We start from the raw sequence: 17,935 nt of genomic DNA on the forward strand, positions 1-17,935 counted from the left end.
CGGGCAAACGTGTTGACGAAGCGGCGCCCGACCGGCTGAGCTGGTGCCCATATGACGATCCCATCCGCCGGCCCCGCGCTCGACGCGCTCAACGGCCTCTCCGTCGGTGACGCCCTCGGAGCCCAGTTCTTCGTCCCCGGCACCGCCCGCGCCCACCTCGCCGCCCGCACCGCCCCGCCCGGCCCCTGGCCGTGGACCGACGACACCGAGATGGCCTGCTCGGTGCACGCCGCCCACGCCGAGCGCGGCGCGATCGACACCTTCGACCTCACCCACGCCTTCGCCCGCCGCCACGACTTCGACCGCGGCTACGGCCCGGCCGCCAACCGGATGCTCCGGCTGGTCCGGGAGGGCGGCGACGCCCGGCGGCTGGCCGCCGAACTCTTCGACGGCCAGGGCTCGTACGGCAACGGCGCCGCGATGCGGGTCGCCCCGCTCGGGGCGGCGTTCGCGGACGAGCCGGCCGCTGCGGTGCGGCCCGCCGCCGACACGGCCGTGATCACGCACACGCACCCGCAGGCCGTGGACGGCTCGATCGCGGTCGCGGTGGCGGCCGCCCACGCCGCCGCGGCGCGGACCGCGCCGACGACGCCCGAGGACTTCCTGCGGGCCGTGGTCGCGCTCACCCCGTACGGCGCCGTCCGGGACGGCCTGACCGAGGCGGTCGGGCTGCTCGCCGAACCGGACCTCCGGGTCGCCGCGAAGGTGCTCGGCAACGGCAGCCGGACCTCCGCCGCCGACACCGTCCCGTACGCCCTGTGGTGCGCCGCCCGGCGGTTGGCCGACTACCCGGCGGCGGTGTGGGAGGCGATCGCGGCCGGCGGCGACATGGACACCGTGGCCGCGATCACCGGGGGAGTGGTCGCCGCGCACACCGGCACGGCGGGAATCCCGCCGGGCTGGCTGGCCGCCCGGGAGCCGCTGCCCGCCTGGGCCTTCCCGGAGCCCGGATCCGTCACCGGCGGCCGGGGGCGTGCGGACATGCTGGTTCCGCGGCCGCACCCCGTCCCCGAGGTGGAGTGGACCGACGAACAGTGGCAGCACCTGCGCGCCGGGCGGCACACGGACGTGCTGGACCACCGTTGGGCGGTGCACACCCACGAGGGTTCGGTCAGGATCTGCCGGCCCGGGGACGGCCACCCGGTCTGGGAGGTGACAGTCACCCGGGTCCGCGGCGGCTGGCGTCCGGCCTCGGCGGTCGTCGAGTCGACCCACGACCGCTGGCCGGTGCCGCCCGGGGACCCGCACGGCCCGGCCGTCCTCACTTGGGCCCTGAGGAACGCCGTGACCGGCAGGTGGTCCCCGGTCAGGCCGTGATCATCAGGTGCCCGGCGCCGCTGCCGCCGTGTCTAAGGCACTCCTGGTTGATCGCCGGATCCGGGGCGCTCGGCGAGGTGGCGGCGGCGATCCGCAGCTCGATGATGTCCCGGACGGCCGGCCACTCGGCGTCGAGGATCGAGTAGAACGCGGTGGACCGCACCACCCCGTCCAGCCCGCGGGAGTGGGCCCGGCGCACGCCCTCCGAGGTCGCGCCGAGCCGCTCGATCGCGGCGCGCGAGCGCTGGTTGCGGGCGTCCGCGCGCAGCGAGATCCGCTGCACGCCCCACGTCTCGAAGGCGTGGCGCAGCATCAGCAGCTTGGCCTCGGTGTTGATGCCGGTGCCCTGGGCGCGCGGCGAGAGCCAGGTGTTGCCGATCTCGGCGGCGTCCGGCACGGCCGTGGCCGGATCGCCGAACGGCACGCCGGGCACCGGCGGCCACACCATCGGGCCCTGCCAGTAGTCCAGTTCCAGGAACCGGGTGGAGCCCACCACCCGGCCGTCGGCGACGTTCACCGTCGCGAACGGCAGCGACCGTCCTGCGGCCTGGTCGGCGAGGGCACGCGCGATGTAGTCGCGGGCCGCTTCCAGGCCGTGCGGGACGGGGGTGAAGGCGTAGGTCGTACGGTCCTCGGCGCCGGCCTCGGCGATGGCCTTGGCGTGGTGCGCGGCGAGAGGCTCCAGCCGCACGGTGCGGCCGGTGAGGATGACAGGTACGGGCACGGAACCTTCGGTCCTTCATCGGTCGGAGGGTGCCTCCCGGGCCGGGGTGCGGCACGGGGTGCGGTGGACGTTTCGCCCCGGCCCGTGACCGTCCGCCGGGTAGCCGTGCACGCCGGAGGATCCGGTCGGGCGGGGCGGGGGCGGCGGCCCGGAACGGGCGGCGCGGGGTGCCGGAACGGACACGGGTCCTCGGACCGGTCCGGCGGGAAGAGCGAGGGGACAGTGTGCGTCCGCGAAATGGCCGAGAAGGAAACGAGAGCGCGAAGGGAAGCAGGCGGCCAGGTGAAGGCAAGATGCGTCGTGGGTGGCTGGCCGAGCACCGGACCGGGACGTGGCCGACGGCGTTACGGACGACGTGACGACGACGCGACGATGCGAGGCAGCGAGAGGACGATACCCGCCAGAAGGCGGTGCGTCACTTCGCGGCGCGCGAATGGCCGCGCGGGCCGCTCCGGCGCGCCCCGGAACGGGCCCCCGCACGCCCGTGACCAGGGATTCTTCCTCCGAGTGCGATCATGGTCCGGAGCGGTCGGCCGCGGCCCCGGAGGAGTCGTCCGGCGTGGCGGGAATTCCGGCGGCGCCCGGCACGCTGGAGAGGACGAGAAGCCGGTCGGACGACGAGCAGAGAACGGGGTTGGGTGCGCGGTGCGTGACTTCCAGGCGCTGTACGAGCTGGATCAGCAGGGCGTGGCCGCGGTGGCCGCGGCCACCGCGCAGTTGCGCGACACCGGCGCCGGTCTGGTGCTGCTCCAGCACTTCGAGGGCTTCATGGACGCCGGCGAGGCCGGCGGCCAGGTGGTGGCCCATCTGCTGGAGACGGGATCGCCGCAGGTGGTGGCCCGTTTCGACCACGACCGGCTGGTCGACTACCGGGCCCGCCGCCCGGCGATGGTCTTCGACCGCGACCACTGGACGTCCTACGACCCGCCGGAGATCCTGCTCCAGCTCGTCCACGACGCGGCGGGCGCGCCGTTCCTGCTGCTCACCGGCCCCGAGCCGGACGTCGAGTGGGAGCGCTTCGCGGGCGCCGTCCGCGAGCTGGTGGAGCGCTTCGAGGTGCGCCTCTCGATCGACTTCCACGGCATCCCGATGGGCGTGCCGCACACCCGCCCGGTCGGCCTGACGCCGCACGGCAACCGGCTCGACCTCGCGCCCGGGTACCCGCAGTGGTTCGAGCAGGCCCAGGTGCCGGGCAGTGCGCAGGCGCTGCTGGAGTACCGCCTGGCGGAGGCCGGGCACGACGTCCTGGGCTTCGCCGTGCACGTCCCGCACTACGTGGCCCGCTCGGCCTACCCGGCGGCGGCCGTACTGGTCCTGGAGGCGGTGCAGTCCGCCACCGGGCTGGTGCTGCCCGGCACCCGGCTGCGCGAGCGGGTCGGCGAGGTCTACGCCGACATCGAGGAGCAGCTGACGCAGGGGGACGGCGAGTTGCGCTCGGCGATCCGCGGCATGGAGGGCCAGTACGACGCGGTGGCCGGCGCCGAGGGCCGGGAGAGCCTGCTGGCCGAGCCGACGGACCTGCCGTCGGCGGACGAACTGGGGCGGCGCTTCGAGCAGTTCCTGGCCGAGCACGAGCGCGGCGCGGAGTAGCCGCACGCCGACGCGCACCGCAGCAGACGCGCACCGCGGCAGCGGGGCAGGCGCCCCGCGCGGGCGGCCCCGATGGCGTTCCCGTCGGGGACGCGGGTTCCCCTTGGAAGGATTTCGCGGAGGCGGGAGTCATCCCCGGCGGCCGTACGTTGGAGCCTGAGGTGCCCGGGGGACGGGCTGCCATGAGGAGCCGACCGTGACTCGTCGTACCCCCGGGGGGATGCCATGCCCAGGACCACACGCCCGACCGTCGCCGTGACGGCCGGGCTGACCGCGCTGCTGCTGGCCGGGTGCACCGGCGGCAGCGGTGCGGACAGCGGGGGGAAGGGCTTCGCGGGCGCCGTGCCCGCTCGCGCGCAGGCCGGCGCGACCCCGTCCGCCACACCCACCCCGCCGCCCGGCGGCCCGTACGTCGCCCTCGGCGACTCGTACACCGCCGGCATGCAGATCCCGCCGCAGACCGGCGAGCCGAGCGGCTGTTTCCGCTCCGCGGTCGACTACCCGTCGCTGGTGGCCAAGGGCCTCGGTGTGGCGTCCGGGCAGTTCCGGGACGTCAGTTGCAGCGGCGCCACCACCGAGGACCTGACCGGACCGCAGACCACGGGCAACGGCCGCAACCCGGCCCAGCTGGACGCGCTGGACGCGGACACCCGGCTGGTCACCCTCGGGATCGGCGGCAACGACGCCGGTTTCATGGAGGTCGTGCTCGAATGCGCCAAGGACAACCTGGTGGACGCGGTGAAGGGCGTGATCAAGCAGACCCACGCCGCCTCGCCGTGCCGTGACCACTACTCCTCCGCCGACGGCACCGACGAGGTCCAGCGCAAGGTGGACACGGCGGGCGACCGGCTCGGCCGGGCCCTCCAGGACATCAAGCGGCGCTCCCCGCAGGCCCGGGTGTACGTGATCGGGTATCCGACGCTGCTGCCGGCCGACCCGTCGAGCTGCCTGCCGGTGCTCGGCAGGACGGTGGCCCTCCCCGACCTGGGCTTCCTGGTGGAGAAGGAGAAGCAGCTCAACGGGATGCTCAGGAAGCACGCGGAGGAGGCCGGCGCGGTGTTCGTGGACACGGCCGGGCCCTCGGTGGGGCACGACATGTGCGCGGGGGAGGGCGAGCGGTGGATCGAGCCGCCGTTCCCGGCCCGCGGTCTGGCGCCGATCCACCCCAACGCCAAGGGGCAGGAGGCGGTGGCCGGGGTCGTCCTGAAGGCCGTCCGCGGCTGAACCGCCACCGCAGCACCTCCTACTGGCGCGCAGGGGCGTGGGGGCAAGGGTTCACGCTCCCGTCCACGCCCCTTCGTGCGCGGCACATCCCGGGTGTCGGGGGTGCGGCGTACCGTGAGGGGCATATGGATGACACCGCGCACCGCCTCGCCGACCCGATCCCGTACGACCACAACGCCGAGGCCCGCTGGGTCCCCGAACCCGACAAGCGCCCGGGCCGGACGGCGTTCCAGCGCGACCGCGCCCGGGTGCTGCACTCCGCGGCGCTGCGCCGGCTGGCCGGCACCACCCAGGTGGTCGCCCCGATGCGCAGCGACTTCCCGCGGACCAGGCTCACCCACTCCCTCGAATGCGCCCAGGTGGGGCGGGAGTTGGGCGCGGCCCTGGGCTGCGACCCGGACCTGGTGGAGGCCGGCTGCCTGGCCCACGACATCGGCCACCCGCCCTTCGGTCACACCGGCGAGGAGGCCCTCGACCAGGCCGCCGAGCAGTGCGGGGGCTTCGAGGGCAACGCCCAGTCGCTGCGCATCCTGACCAGGCTGGAACCCAAGCGCTTCGCCCCCAAGGAGGAGCCGTCGACCCGGCTCGCCCCCTGGCCGGGACGGAGCGTCGGCCTCAACCTGACCCGCGCCGCGCTCGACGCCGCCACCAAGTACCCGTGGACCAAGGGCGCCCACCCCGTCGACCCGGCCTCGCCCAAGTACGGCGTCTACGCCGACGACCTGCCGGTCTTCCGCTGGCTGCGGGCCGGCTCCCCGGCCGGGCGCAAGTGCTTCGAGGCCACCGTGATGGACTGGTCCGACGACGTGGCCTACTCCACCCACGACGTCGAGGACGGCCTCCAGGCCGGCCACATCGACCCGGCCGCGCTGCGCGCCCCGAGCGAGCGCACCGAGGTCTTCGAGGTCGCCCGGCGCTACGCCTCCGACGCCGAGCCGGAGGAGCTGGCCGCCGCCCTGGACCGGCTGCTCGCCCAGGAGTGGTGGCCCCGCTCGTACGACGGCACGGCGCGCGACCGGGCCGGGCTGAAGGACCTCACCAGCCAGCTGATCGGCCGCTTCTGCCTGGCCGCCGAGCAGGCCACCCGCGCCCGCTACGGCCCCGGCCGGCTCACCCGCTACGCCGCCGAGCTGGTGGTGCCGCGGGACGTCCGGCTGGAGTGCGCGGTGCTCAAGGCGCTCGCCGTCCGCTTCGTCATGCAGCGCGACGAGCAGGCCCAGCTGCGGGCCCGCCAGCGGGTCGTGATCGCCGAGCTGGCGGACGTGCTCACCCGGCGCGCCCCCGAGGGCCTGGACCCGGTGTTCGCCGCGATGTACCGCGAGGCCGAGGACGACCGGGCCGCCCTGCGCACGGTCATCGACCAGATCGCGACCCTGACCGACGCCTCGGCGCTGGCCCTGCACGCCAAGCTCGTGGGCGCCGCCGGGGCGTGACGCGGCGGCCCGCGGGCCCGGCTCCGGCCCCTGCTCGAAACCCCGGCCACCCCAGTAGACTTCCGGGGTGGCCGGGCGGATCAGGGACGAAGACGTACAGGCGGTGCGCAGCGCACTGCCGATCGACGCGGTGGTCGGCGACTACGTACAGCTGACCAACGGTGGCGGCGGGGAGTACAAGGGCGTCTGCCCCTTCCACGACGAGAAGTCCGCCTCCTTCTACGTGAACCCCGCCAAGGGCGTCTTCCACTGCTTCGGCTGCCAGGAGAACGGCGACACCATCGCCTTCCTGATGAAGATCGAGCACTTCACCTTCGCCGAGGCCGTCGAGCGGATGGCCGCCCAGGCGGGCATCACGCTGCGCTACGAGGAGGGCGGCTACAGCCCGCGCCACCAGCAGGGCGAGCGCACCCGCCTGGTCGAGGCGCACAAGGTGGCCGCCGCCTACTACCGGGAGCAGCTGGCCTCGCCGGAGGCGGAGATCGGCCGCCGCTTCCTGGCCGAGCGCGGCTTCGACGAGGAGGCGGCCAAGGCCTTCGGCGTCGGCTACGCGCCGGCCGGCTGGGAGCACCTGGTCCGCTACCTGCGCGGCAAGGGCTTCACCGACAAGGAGATCCTGCTCGGCGGCCTGGCCTCGCAGGGCCAGCGCGGCGGCCTGATCGACCGCTTCCGCGGCCGGCTGGTGTGGCCGATCCGGGACATCGCCGGCGAGGTGGTCGGCTTCGGCGCCCGCCGACTGCGCGAGGACGACAACGGCCCGAAGTACCTGAACACCCCCGAGACGCCGATCTACAAGAAGTCCCACGTGCTGTACGGCATCGACCTGGCGAAGAAGGAGATCGCCAAGTCGGGCCGGGCGGTGGTGGTCGAGGGCTACACCGACGTGATGGCCTGCCACCTGGCGGGGGTGACCTCGGCGGTGGCCACCTGCGGCACCGCGTTCGCCGAGGACCACATCAAGATCATCCGTCGGCTGCTGATGGACACCTCCCAGTACCGGGGCGAGACGGTCTTCACCTTCGACGGCGACGCCGCGGGCCAGAAGGCCGCGCTGCGGGCCTTCGAGGACGACCAGAAGTTCGCCGCCAAGACCTCCATCGCGGTCAGCCCGGGGGGCATGGACCCGTGCGAGCTGCGCCTGGCCCAGGGCGACGAGGCGGTCAAGCAGCTGATCGACAACCCGGTCCCGCTGTTCGAGTTCGCGCTGACCTCGGTGGTGGCCCGGCACCGGGTGGACACCCCGGAGGGTCGCTCGGCGGCGCTGGAGGAGGCGGCCCCGATCGTCGCCAAGATCAAGGACCGCTCGATCCAGCACGAGTACGCCGTCCGGCTGGCCGGCATGCTCGGCATCCTGGACGAGCCCTTCGTGGTGCGCCGGGTCTCCCAGCTGGCCCGCTGGGACCGCGAGCGCCAGCAGAACCCGCGCGGTGCCGCGCAGCGCCGCCCCGAGCCGGTGCAGCCGGCGCGCCCCGCGCAGGCCGCCTTCCGGCTCAACCCGCGCGACCCGGCCCAGTTCGTCGAGCGCGAGCTGCTGAAGCTGGCTCTGCAGCACCCGGACCTGGTCAGCCCGGCCTTCGACCACTACGGCGAGGACGAGTTCCCGACCCCGCCGTACACCGCCGTCCGGCAGGCCATCGCCAAGGCGGGCGGCGCCGCGTACGGTGCGACCCTGCCGGACTTCACCAGCGCGGTGCGTGAGGCCTCCCCGGACGACCGGGTGCGCTCGCTGGTCACCGAGCTGACCGTCGAGCCGGTGCGCTCGCGCCGCAAGGCGGACGCGGTCTACGCGGGGGAGTTCCTGGTCAGGCTGCGCCGGCTGGCCGTCGACCGCCGGATCGACGAGGTCCGCGGCTACCTCCAGCGGCTCGGCCACCGGGCCGACGCCGAGCAGCTGCACGCGGTGCAGACCGAGCTGTGGCAGCTCCAGCAGTACGGCGACCAGCTCAAGAGCCGGGGTGCCGCGGCGCTGTAGGACGGTTGCGCAGAAAGTCGGCGCACGAGTCTCGGCCACGGAGTGTGGCGTACCGCACACTGGAGGGCGTCCCACCTCCGTACAGCGCGGGTCCGCCAGAGTCGCGCCCGCCCCGAGGGGATGCCCGTGGAGCAAGGCCTCGCCGCAGCGACCACCACCAGTACGAGAGCGAACCCCGCCGGACCGGCCGGGGAGCAGGAGACCGACCACGGCCGGGCCGGGGCGGCGCCCCCGGGCGGTGCGCGGGTCCCTGCCCAGGGCCTGCCGGAGGGCCACCCGGACAGTCCGGAGGCCGGGTCCGAGCACGAGCACGAGCCCGAGGCCGGGCCCGAAGCGGATCCCGGGGGAGATCCCGGGGGAGACCCCGGCGTCGACCCGGCGGACGCGCGCCGCGAGCCGGCCGAGAACGGCGGCCCGGCCGCCGACCTGCTGCGCCAGTACCTGCGCGAGATCGGCCGGATCCGCCTGCTCACCGCCGTCGAGGAGGTCGAGCTGGCCCGCCGGGTCGAGGCCGGACTGTTCGCCGAGGAGCGGCTGAACGGGCACCCGCCGCCGCCCGACCCGTTGGCCGGCGAGCTGGACACCCTGGTGGTGCGGGGCCGGATCGCCAAGCGCCGGCTGATCGAGGCCAATCTGCGCCTCGTGGTCTCCGTCGCCAAGCGCTACGTCGGCCGCGGGCTGACCCTGCTGGACCTGATCCAGGAGGGCAACCTGGGCCTGATCCGGGCGGTGGAGAAGTTCGACTACGCCCGCGGCTACAAGTTCTCCACGTACGCGACCTGGTGGATCCGCCAGTCGATGAGCCGGGCCCTGGCCGACCAGGCCCGGACGATCCGGGTGCCGGTCCACGTGGTCGAGCTGATCAACCGGGTGGTCCGGGTCCAGCGGGGACTGCTGCAGGAGCGCGGCCTGGAGCCGACCGCGGCCGAGATCGCCGCCGTCCTGGAGCTGACCGCGGAACGGGTGCGGGAGCTGCTCCGGCTGGCCCAGGAGCCGATCTCGCTGCACACCCCGGTCGGCGAGGAGGACGACGTCGCGCTCGGCGACCTGATCGAGGACGCCGACGCCGCCTCGCCCGCCGAGTCCGCGACCTTCCTGCTGCTGCGCCAGCACCTCGACGCGGTGCTGGCCACCCTGGGCGAGCGGGAGCGCCAGGTCGTCCAGCTCCGTTACGGGCTGGACGACGGGCGCCCCCGCACGCTGGAGGAGATCGGCGCGGTCTTCGGCGTGACGCGGGAGCGGATCCGCCAGATCGAGTCGAAGACGCTGGTCAAGCTGCGCGACCACGCCTTCGCCGAGCAGCTGCGCGGGTACCTCGACTAGGACGGCGTCGGCGAGTCGGTCGCGGCTGCCGGGGCCGTCGCCGGGGCTGGGGCCGGGGCCGCCGTCGGGTCCGCCGCGGGGGTGGTGGCCGCGCCCGCTCCGGTGCCCGGCGGCGGGGAGGCGGGGCCGATCGGGATCGGGGTCGAGGCCACCACGGAGGCCAGGTCGAAGACCTCCGAGGTGCAGAGGTCCCCGGCCGGCTGGTGCCCGCAGAGGTGGAACCCGATCGTCGGGTCCGACGCGTTCAGCATCTGCGAGTAGTTGTCGTACCCGTAGTGGATGAGCGCCTGCTCGCTGTCGCCGGTGCTGTCGATGATCGTCGCGAAGTCGTTCGGCTCGCCCTCGGTGATCGCGGCCCACGCGGCCTGGCAGGCCTGGCTGTAGCGGAGGTAGATCACCACCTTGCCGATCACGTCGGTGTGCAGGGTCCGCGCGTCCTTGCCGCAGCCGGTGTACTTGGGGTCCTTGTGGTCGCAGCCCATGGCCTGGCAGGTGGGAGCGGCCGGGATGGGCCGGGCGCCGGAGGTGGTCGCGGCCGGGGACGGGGTGGCTGCCGGGGCGGCGGTGGCGACCGCGGAGGGGGCGGGGTGCGGCCCGGCGGCGGTCTGCGCTCCGTCGTGCCGGGCGGCGCGCAGGCCGACCAGCACCAGCAGGGCCGCCAGCACCGCCGCGCCGGTGAGCAGCGCCGCCGGGCGCCGCCACCAGGCGACGGGGGCGGGCTCCGGCGCCTGGCCGGTCACCAGCGCCTCGTCCGGTTCCCCGGCGGACCCCGCACCGGGCGTGACGGGCTCGACGGGGGCGACGGCCTCGACGGCCTCGACGGCCTCGCCGGACCCGTCGTGGGGCGGCGTTCCCGCCGGGGCACCCGACGGCTCGGCCGGTTCCCCGGGCGCCGTCACCGCCCGCTCCCAGAGCGCGCGCAGCGCCGTCCCGTCGCAGTCCACCGCCCCGATCAGCGCGTCCAGCGCCTGCTCGGTGACGACCCGCTTGCCGTTCAGCCAGCGCTCCCACGAGGCCCGGCTGTAGTGCGTGCGCGAGGCCAGCTCGGACAGCGAGAGTCCGGCGGCGTCCTTGATGGCCCGGAGCTCTTCGGCCAGGCGTCTGGCGGGCTCTGACAACTCCTCGGGCAGGTTCTTCCAGGCGGAACCCATGCGGCCTTCCAAATGTGAGGGGCGGAACGGGGGACGTGAACGGGCGGAACGGGCTCCGGCCCGGGCCGTTCGGGTGTCTCCGCGTCTCCAACCTCATCGGCCTGGCGTCTCAATCCCCTGGTCATGGCGCTGAGACGGACGGAAGTGTCTCACAAGCCCAGGTGACGCTCGAACAACCATGTGGCCGTCGTGCAGAGTTCTCTGGTCGGAGCGGTCGGCCGTCCGACGGGTCCGTCCGGATTCCGGACGGACGCGCGTCGGCCGTCCGGAATCCGTCCCGGTTCCCCCACCGGGCCGGGGCAGCCTCGCGGGGGGAGGCTGCCCCGGCCCGCCCGGGACAACCGGCGGGAGGGCGCTTCGCTGCGCCCTCCCGCCGTGACGTTCCCGCGGCGGCCCGGTGGCGCAGACGCGCCGGGCCGGCACCCCGTGCTTCTCGGGCGGGGCCGGCGCCGCAGCACCGGCGGGTGAGGACAGCCGCCACCGCGGTCGGTCGGTCAGGCCGACGCCTCCGGGTGGATCTGGTCGCGGGCGGCGCGGTACTGCTGCCGCACCGCCGAGCCGATCGCCAGGTCCTGTTCCCCGTCGGGTTCGACGGTCTGCGCGTCCGGCAGCTCCCACTCCGGCGGCTCCACGGTGCCCGCCAGCGCCCAGGCGGCCTGCCGGGCGGCCCCGCGGGCGGCGTGCGCGCCCGGCGGCGGCACCACGACCGGGGCGCCGAACAGCATCGGGGCGATGTGCCGGACGGCGGGCAGCCGCCCGGCCGTGCCGAGCAGGAAGACCCGTTTCACCCCGACGCCCTGGGCGCGCAGCACGTCCAGCGCGTCCGCGATGTTGCACAGCATGCCCTCGACGGCGGCCCGGGCCAGGTGCTGGGGCGTCATCGCCTCGGCGCGCAGGCCGGTCAGGGTGCCGGCGGCGTGCGGCAGCGCGGGGGTGCGCTCGCCGTCCAGGTAGGGCAGCAGCACCAGGCCGTACGCGCCGGGGGAGGAGTGCAGGGCGAGGTCGCTCAGGCCCTCCAGGTCCCGGCCGAGCAGCGCGGCGGTGGAGAGCAGGACCTGGGCCGCGTTGAGGGTGGCGACCATCGGCAGGTGGCGGCCGCTTGCGTCGGCGAAGGAGGACACCAGGCCGGAGGCGTCCACCACGGCCTCCTCGTGCACCGCGAAGATCGTCCCGGCGCTGCCGAGCGAGACCACCGCGTCGCCCGGGCGCAGGCCCAGGCCCAGGGCGGCGGCCATGTTGTCCCCGGTGCCCGCCGAGATCAGCAGGCCTTCGGGGGTGTGCCCGGCGGGCTCGGCGGGGCCGAGGACGTCGGGCACCCTGAGCCCGTGGCCGAGCGCCAGCTCGATCAGGTCCTGCCGGTACTCGCCGGTGATCGGCGACCAGTAGCCGGTGCCGGAGGCGTCGCCGCGGTCGGTGGTGCGGCGCTTGGGGTGGCCGAGCAGCTGCCAGACCAGCCAGTCGTGCGGCAGCAGCACCTCGGCGACCCGGCGGGCGTTGGCGGGCTCGAACTCGGCCAGCCAGCGCAGCTTGGCGATGGTGTACGTCGGGGCGGGCACGGCGCCGATCGCGGCGGTCCAGCCGGCCGGGCCGCCGAGGGCGTCCAGCAGCTTGGCGGCGGCGCCGCTGGAGCGCGGGTCGTTCCAGAGGATCGCGGGCCGGACCTGCACCCCGCCCGCGTCCAGGCCGATCATGCCGTGCTGCTGCGCGCTGACGCCGATCGCCCGGACGCCCTCCAGCAGGCCGCCGGCGGCGGCGTCGCCGAGCGAGTGCAGCCAGACCTGCGGGTCGGCCTCGCCGGGGCGCAGGTCCTGGTCCTCGGGCACGGGGTGCGGCGCCTTGCCGGAGCGCAGGACGGCCCCGGTTTCCGTGTCGCACGCGACGATCCGGGTACGGCTGGTCGAGCTGTCTATCCCCGCGACGATGGCCATGTCGAGATCATGCCTCAGCCCGGCCCGGGACGCGTCCGGGCCGGGTGAGCCGTTGCCCGTTCGGGACCACCGGTTGGGTCCCGCTTCGCCTTCGGGTCACCGTCCCGTCACGGGCGGAAGGTACCCCAGCCGTCGTCCTCCGCCCGGGCCCGGTTGAAGTACGGCACCCGGTCGGTGACGGACGGCGGCAGCCGGTCGCCGACCCGGTCGGCGACCGCGCCCGCGGCCTTCCCGGCCACCGCGCCGGCCTGGTGCCGCGCCCGGTCGGCCGCGCTCTGCACCGTGGGGTTCCGGGCGATCTGCCGGGTGACCCTGGCGATCTGCTCGTAGCGCCGACGCCCGGCCCGCGAGCCCAGCACGTAGCCGGCCGCGAAGCCCGCGGCCAACGACAGCTTCCACATGGTCGGATCCACCCTCTCCTGGCGGCCTTCTGCCGCATTGCCCTACCCGTCCGTCGGGACGGCGAACCGTCCGCGCCCCCAGCATCCCCGGACGCGGCCGGGGGCGCGCGCCGGGCACGCCGGGCGGCAACCCCGGGGCAACCGGGGAAAGCGATTGGCGGACCACCCCCCCGAGTGCGCTAATGTATGTCCCGCAGCGAGCGCCGCGGAGCCCGGGAAACCGGGGGCCGGGGCGGAAGCCGATCCCCCATAGCTCAATTGGCAGAGCAGCCGACTGTTAATCGGCAGGTTATTGGTTCGAGTCCAATTGGGGGAGCTCGGGAGGAGGACTCTTCGAGGTCCTGGTCCCGTCCGTGGTACGCAGGTTGGTGCCGCGATCCCGCATAGCTCAATTGGCAGAGCAGCCGACTGTTAATCGGCAGGTTATTGGTTCGAGTCCAATTGCGGGAGCTGCACCGGGTGCGCCCGGTGACTGCTCAGAGCGAAGGCCCCTCGGTCGACCGGGGGGCCTTCGTGTTGCCGTCGCACGGTGTTGCGTACGTCACGTCGTGACGCCGCCCCGGGTGGCCCCGGAATCAGGTGGTCGCCTTCCGGTAGAGGTCGGTCACCCGCTGGTCGAAGGTCACGCTGTACGAGGTGCTCGGGGTCTCCCCGCCCTCCTGGTAGCCGCCGATCACGCCGACCACGGTGCCCTTCTCGGTCACCCACGGGCTGCCGCTGGTGCCGTCGGTGTAGCCGCCGCAGTCGAAGCGTTCCTGGGTGGCGCTCTGCGAGCGGGTCCGCACCGAGCAGGTGATCGGCTCGTCGCTCGCGTTCGGGTAGCCGGTCACCGAGACCGACAGGCCGAAGCCCTCCCCGGTGGCGATCGGGTTGCCGCCGACCGTGTCCTCGATCTGCCGGCCGTCGACCGTGCCCACCGTCACGAACGCCACGTCGTACTCCGGGTCGTCGTCGGAGGCCCAGTGCGGGTCGACGGTGACCGACTGCACCGGCCAAGTCCCGTACGGGGTGGACCCGTTGCGGTAGCCCGGGGTGAACACCAGGCCGTCCAGCAGGCCGATCCGGCGGCTCTGCACGCAGTGCGCCGCGGTCACCAGCAGGTTGTGCCGGGGGCTCTGCACGACGCTGGCGGTGCAGGCCCGGGGGCCCTGCGCGGTGTGGAGGGAGAGCGTGCCGATCCGGTCCCGGGCGGGGTTCTGGCCCGCCACCTCGGCGGTCGGCGTCCCGTCCTGTCCGCCGCACGCGGTGGAGGCGGCGAGCAGCAGGGCGGCCAGGGCGGCCGTGCGTACCGTGCGCGCGGGCCGTGCCGGGCGGGGGGCCATCGGGGCTCCGTCTCGTTCCTCGGGGCGGGCACCGGGGCCGTGCGTTCCGCCGTTCGTGAGGAAGATCTACCAGGCCGTGCGGGGCGGCGCCACCGTCGGGTGCCCGGCGTCGGCCCGGTCAGCCGGTGGCGCGGTCGTAGAGCGCCTGCACGCGGTCGCCGAAGTAGCTGCTGTACGAGGTGTCCGGAGTGTCGCCACCCTCCTGGTAGCCGCCGATCACGCCGACCACGGTGCCGGTCCTGGTGGCCGGGTCGAAGTCGGTGACCCAGGGGCTGCCGCTGGTGCCGCCGGTGTAGTCGGGGCAGTCGATCCGCAGCTGGGTGGGGCTCTGCTCGGAGGTGGTGTTCGAGCAGGTGATCGGGACGTCGCTGCTGCCCGGGTAGCCGGTGACCTTCACCGGGAGCCGGTAGCCGCGGTTGACGCCCAGTCGGTTGGCGCCGAGCACCTGCTGGACCTGCTGCCCGTTCTGGGCTTGGACGACCGCGAAGGCGACGTCGGCGTCCGGGTCGGCGTGGTCCTTCCAGTCGTCGTCGACGGTGACCGCCAGCAGCGGCCAGACGCCGCTGGGGGTGTCCCCGTCCCGGTAGCCGGGGACGAAGACCAGGTCGCTGCGCTGGCCGAGCTTCGGGTCCCAGACGCAGTGGGCGGCGGTGACGATGAGGTTGAGCCCGGCGCTGTCGACCACGCTGGCCGTGCAGAAGTGGTCGCCGTCGGCGTTGCGGGTGAACACCGCGCCGACCAGGCCGTTGAGCACGGTGGGCTTGGCGGTCCGGGTGACCCCGGTGCGCCGGGCGACCGCGCTCCTGAGCCGCTGCCTGCTCCAGCCGTGGCTGTCCCCCGAGGCGGTCGTGGCCGGCGCCGAGGTGACTGTGGGGACGCCCCCGCCGGGCCCGGCCGAGGTGGTGCAGCCCGCCACGGCCAGCACCGCCGCCGCGAACGCGCCGGCCGCCGCCCCCGCCCTACGTGTCGTCATCCGCCCAGGCTGCCCCGGAGGGGCGCCGCGCCGCCAGCCGGGCTGCGCCGCCCGGAGAGGCGCGCACCGTCCCGCACCCAGGTGCGCCCCCGGCGCGCACCACGGGTGATCGACCGGCTATGCTGCCCGGGACGGCCTCGCTGGGGCCGTCTGCTGCTGCCGTGGCCGACGACCGGCGCGCGCGGCGAACCGGGGCGGTAGCTCAGCCGGTTAGAGCAGGGGACTCATAATCCCTTGGTCGTGGGTTCGAGTCCCACCCGCCCCACCTTCTCGATGCGTGAGGAGGGTCCCGGGACCTTCCGAGGGCAGGCCTCCGAGCCGGAGCTCGGCCGCCTGCGACGACGCAGAGTCTAGGCCGCGGCCACCGCCTTTCCCCGTGTGGCGCGCCGGAATTCACCCGCCCGTGGACATCGCCCCCGGCGTCCCCCGCTGCCCTCGCGCAGCCTCCCGCGTCGGCTCCGTGCCGCCTCCCGTGCCGCTTCCGTGCCGCCTCCCGTGTCGCCACCCGTGCCGCCTCCCCTGCCCGCGCTTTCCCGGCTGCCGACCCCTGGCGCGGTGCGCGAAAAAAGTGATATCACTTTGCCATCGGATGCAGCACTCGTTGGAGGAGTCGGTCCCATGACCACGCCGCGTTTCGCCGTCGAGGACGGCCCTGCCCTGGACCTGCCGGTCCCCAAGATCACCGAACGCGTCGTCACCGGGGCCGCCGGACTGCCGGTGCTCTTCGGCGCGTTGCTCGGCCTGGTCGCGGGGGTCGCGTCGTTCATCACCGGCGTGGTCCAACTGACCAGCGGGAACGGCGGGTTGGGTGCCGCGCTGGTGGTCGCCGGGCCGCTGCTGGTGATCACCTCGGTGGTGCTGCTGTGCGGGCTGACGGTGGTCTCGCCCGGCCAGGCGCGGGTCGTGCAGCTGCTCGGGCGCTACCGGGGCACCATCCGGGCCGAGGGCCTGACCTGGATGAACCCGTTCACCAGCCGGCGCCACATCTCGCTGCGGATCCGCAACCACGAGACCGAGACCACCAAGGTCAACGACGCGGACGGCAACCCGATCGAGATCGCCGCCGTGGTGGTCTGGCAGGTCGAGGACACCGCGATGGCCGTGTTCGAGGTGGACGACTACACCGACTTCGTCGCCATCCAGACCGAGACGGCCGTACGGCACATCGCCACCAGCTACCCGTACGACGCCCACCACGAGGGCCAGTTGTCGCTGCGGGACGGCGCGGACGAGATCGCCCGCAAGCTCTCCGCGGAGATCGCGGCCCGGGTCGCCGCGGCCGGCGTGCGGGTGGTCGAGTCCCGGATCACCAGGCTCGCGTACGCGCCGGAGGTCGCCCAGGTGATGCTGCAGCGCCAGCAGGCCGGGGCCGTGGTGGCGGCGCGCAAGCTGATCGTCGAGGGCGCCGTCGGCATGGTCGAGGAGGCGCTGGACCGGCTCGCCGAGCGCGACGTGGTGGACTTGGACGAGGAGCGCAAGGCGGCCATGGTGAGCAACCTCCTGGTGGTGCTCTGCGGCGACCGCGGCACCCAGCCCGTCGTCAACACGGGCTCCCTCTACCAGTAAGGCGCGGCAGTGGCGACGGAACGGAAGAAGATCCTGCTGCGACTGGACCCTTCAGTTCACGACGCACTCGCCAGATGGGCTGCGGACGACCTGCGCAGCACCAACGCGCAGATCGAGTTCCTGCTCCGCCGCGCCCTCACGGACGCGGGCCGGATGCCCAGCGGCGCGAACCGGCTTCCCCGGCGCGGACGCCCGCCCAAGGAGAGCCCGGCCGAGGACGGTCCGGAGCCCGGTGGCTCCGACGAGGGCTGACCGGAGGCCGGGCGCGCGAACACCTTTCGGAGACCGACATGGACCTGTCCGCCACCCTTCCCGAGAAGCTGTACCTGCTGGCCTACCACCCCGAGCGCGAGCGGCTCACCGCCACCGACCGGCTCGACCTGGTGGTGCGGGCGGCGGCGCTCGTCGAACTCCTGCGGCGCGGACTGATCCGCGAGGACGGCCGGTACCCGGCCGCCGTCGCCGGCGGGCCGACCGACGGCCTGGACCCGCTCAGCGCCGCGCTGCTGGAGCAGATCCGGCAGGAGCGGCGGCGCAGCTGGCAGAGCTGGGTCGGCCGGAACCGCGGCCCGACCGCCCGCGCCGCGCGGGTGGTCCGGGACGGCCTGGCGGCGGCCGGCCGGATCCGGGTCGAGCCGCGCCGGCTGCTCGGACTGTTCCCGTCCACCAGGGTCGTCCTGACGGAGCCCCGGCTGCGCAAGTCGCTCGTGGCGTCGGTCGGCTCGGCGCTGAAGGGCCCGCTCAGCCGGGTCGACCCGGCGGACGCCGCCCTGGTCGCCCTGGTCGACGCGGCCCAGCTGGGCACGGTCCTGACCTGGAGCGGGCGGCGCGAGTTCCGCGCCCGGATCGACAAGCTGGCCCCCGCAGCCGGCCCCGTCCCGCGGGCGCTGCGCCGGGCCGTCAACGCCACCCGCGCCGACGGTGCGGCGGGGGGCTGACCGGCCTCTCCCGCGAGCCCGGTCGCCGGTCGGCGGCCGGGCTCCGTGCCGTCCGGACGGCCCGCCGGGGCCC

Annotated in this window: 15 protein-coding genes and 3 tRNA genes; 12 read left to right on the top strand and 6 right to left on the bottom strand. The window is 74.7% G+C overall.

Annotation, left to right across the window (positions count from 1 at the left end; all coding sequences use genetic code 11):
- Positions 1 to 51: 51 nt before the first annotated feature.
- Positions 52 to 1,317, top strand: coding sequence for an ADP-ribosylglycohydrolase family protein (locus ABT048_RS26215; protein ID WP_350523944.1), 1,266 nt, complete (start codon positions 52 to 54; stop codon positions 1,315 to 1,317).
- Here ABT048_RS26215 and ABT048_RS26220 read toward each other — a convergent pair.
- Entirely contained in the window at positions 1,307 to 2,041 is a 735-nt protein-coding gene (locus tag ABT048_RS26220) for a GNAT family N-acetyltransferase (RefSeq protein WP_350523945.1), read from the bottom strand. The genes ABT048_RS26215 and ABT048_RS26220 overlap by 11 nt on opposite strands.
- Before the next feature lie 645 nt (positions 2,042 to 2,686).
- Here ABT048_RS26220 and ABT048_RS26225 point away from each other — a divergent pair.
- The 5 genes from ABT048_RS26225 to ABT048_RS26245 all read left to right on the top strand — a co-directional run bounded on the left by ABT048_RS26225 (position 2,687) and on the right by ABT048_RS26245 (position 9,583).
- Entirely contained in the window at positions 2,687 to 3,631 is a 945-nt protein-coding gene (locus tag ABT048_RS26225) for a PAC2 family protein (protein ID WP_350523946.1), read from the top strand.
- A gap of 225 nt (positions 3,632 to 3,856) precedes the next feature.
- The gene (locus tag ABT048_RS26230; protein ID WP_350523947.1) at positions 3,857 to 4,855 is read left to right on the top strand and encodes an SGNH/GDSL hydrolase family protein; all 999 of its coding nucleotides are present in this window, start codon (positions 3,857 to 3,859) and stop codon (positions 4,853 to 4,855) included.
- A gap of 125 nt (positions 4,856 to 4,980) precedes the next feature.
- A complete protein-coding gene (locus tag ABT048_RS26235; RefSeq protein ID WP_350523948.1) occupies positions 4,981 to 6,288 on the top strand; it encodes a deoxyguanosinetriphosphate triphosphohydrolase in 1,308 nt (435 codons plus the stop codon).
- Positions 6,289 to 6,355: 67 nt separating this feature from the next.
- Positions 6,356 to 8,260, top strand: a complete 1,905-nt coding sequence (gene dnaG, locus ABT048_RS26240; protein ID WP_350523949.1) for a DNA primase — start codon at positions 6,356 to 6,358, stop codon at positions 8,258 to 8,260.
- Positions 8,261 to 8,380: 120 nt separating this feature from the next.
- Complete coding sequence (locus ABT048_RS26245) at positions 8,381 to 9,583, top strand: RNA polymerase sigma factor (protein ID WP_502894082.1); 1,203 nt, start codon at positions 8,381 to 8,383, stop codon at positions 9,581 to 9,583.
- On the opposite strand, the gene ABT048_RS26250 is transcribed toward ABT048_RS26245, so the two are convergent.
- The 3 genes from ABT048_RS26250 to ABT048_RS26260 form a co-directional block, all read right to left on the bottom strand.
- Positions 9,580 to 10,734: a helix-turn-helix domain-containing protein gene (locus ABT048_RS26250; RefSeq protein WP_350523951.1), complete on the bottom strand. Its 1,155-nt coding sequence runs from the start codon at positions 10,732 to 10,734 to the stop codon at positions 9,580 to 9,582. The two genes, ABT048_RS26245 and ABT048_RS26250, sit on opposite strands and share 4 nt — an antisense overlap.
- A gap of 494 nt (positions 10,735 to 11,228) precedes the next feature.
- Positions 11,229 to 12,662, bottom strand: coding sequence for an FGGY family carbohydrate kinase (locus ABT048_RS26255; protein ID WP_350523952.1), 1,434 nt, complete (start codon positions 12,660 to 12,662; stop codon positions 11,229 to 11,231).
- A gap of 107 nt (positions 12,663 to 12,769) precedes the next feature.
- The gene (locus ABT048_RS26260) at positions 12,770 to 13,063 is read right to left on the bottom strand and encodes a hypothetical protein (RefSeq protein ID WP_350523953.1); all 294 of its coding nucleotides are present in this window, start codon (positions 13,061 to 13,063) and stop codon (positions 12,770 to 12,772) included.
- Positions 13,064 to 13,306: 243 nt separating this feature from the next.
- Between ABT048_RS26260 and ABT048_RS26265 the strand changes: the two genes are divergently transcribed.
- A tRNA-Asn gene (locus ABT048_RS26265) sits at positions 13,307 to 13,379 on the top strand.
- 61 nt (positions 13,380 to 13,440) lie between these two features.
- Positions 13,441 to 13,513, top strand: a tRNA-Asn gene (locus ABT048_RS26270).
- A gap of 125 nt (positions 13,514 to 13,638) precedes the next feature.
- On the opposite strand, the gene ABT048_RS26275 is transcribed toward ABT048_RS26270, so the two are convergent.
- The gene (locus ABT048_RS26275) at positions 13,639 to 14,385 is read right to left on the bottom strand and encodes a trypsin-like serine peptidase (protein ID WP_350523954.1); all 747 of its coding nucleotides are present in this window, start codon (positions 14,383 to 14,385) and stop codon (positions 13,639 to 13,641) included.
- Positions 14,386 to 14,503: 118 nt separating this feature from the next.
- The gene (locus ABT048_RS26280; protein ID WP_350523955.1) at positions 14,504 to 15,358 is read right to left on the bottom strand and encodes a trypsin-like serine peptidase; all 855 of its coding nucleotides are present in this window, start codon (positions 15,356 to 15,358) and stop codon (positions 14,504 to 14,506) included.
- Between the two features lie 191 nt (positions 15,359 to 15,549).
- On the opposite strand from ABT048_RS26280, the gene ABT048_RS26285 reads away from it, so the two are divergent.
- The 4 genes from ABT048_RS26285 (at position 15,550) to ABT048_RS26300 (ending at position 17,862) form a co-directional block, all read left to right on the top strand.
- Positions 15,550 to 15,623: transfer RNA gene (locus ABT048_RS26285), tRNA-Ile, on the top strand.
- Between the two features lie 353 nt (positions 15,624 to 15,976).
- On the top strand, positions 15,977 to 16,924 hold the full coding sequence (locus ABT048_RS26290; protein WP_350523956.1) for an SPFH domain-containing protein: 948 nt from the start codon (positions 15,977 to 15,979) through the stop codon (positions 16,922 to 16,924).
- Between the two features lie 9 nt (positions 16,925 to 16,933).
- Entirely contained in the window at positions 16,934 to 17,176 is a 243-nt protein-coding gene (locus ABT048_RS26295) for a type II toxin-antitoxin system antitoxin (protein WP_350523957.1), read from the top strand.
- Between the two features lie 38 nt (positions 17,177 to 17,214).
- Positions 17,215 to 17,862, top strand: coding sequence for a GOLPH3/VPS74 family protein (locus ABT048_RS26300; protein ID WP_350523958.1), 648 nt, complete (start codon positions 17,215 to 17,217; stop codon positions 17,860 to 17,862).
- The last annotated feature ends 73 nt before the right edge of the window (positions 17,863 to 17,935 follow it).

Origin of the sequence: Kitasatospora sp. NPDC096140, from assembly GCF_040303045.1 — a bacterium.
In the GTDB taxonomy this organism is placed as follows: Bacteria; Actinomycetota; Actinomycetes; order Streptomycetales; family Streptomycetaceae; genus Kitasatospora.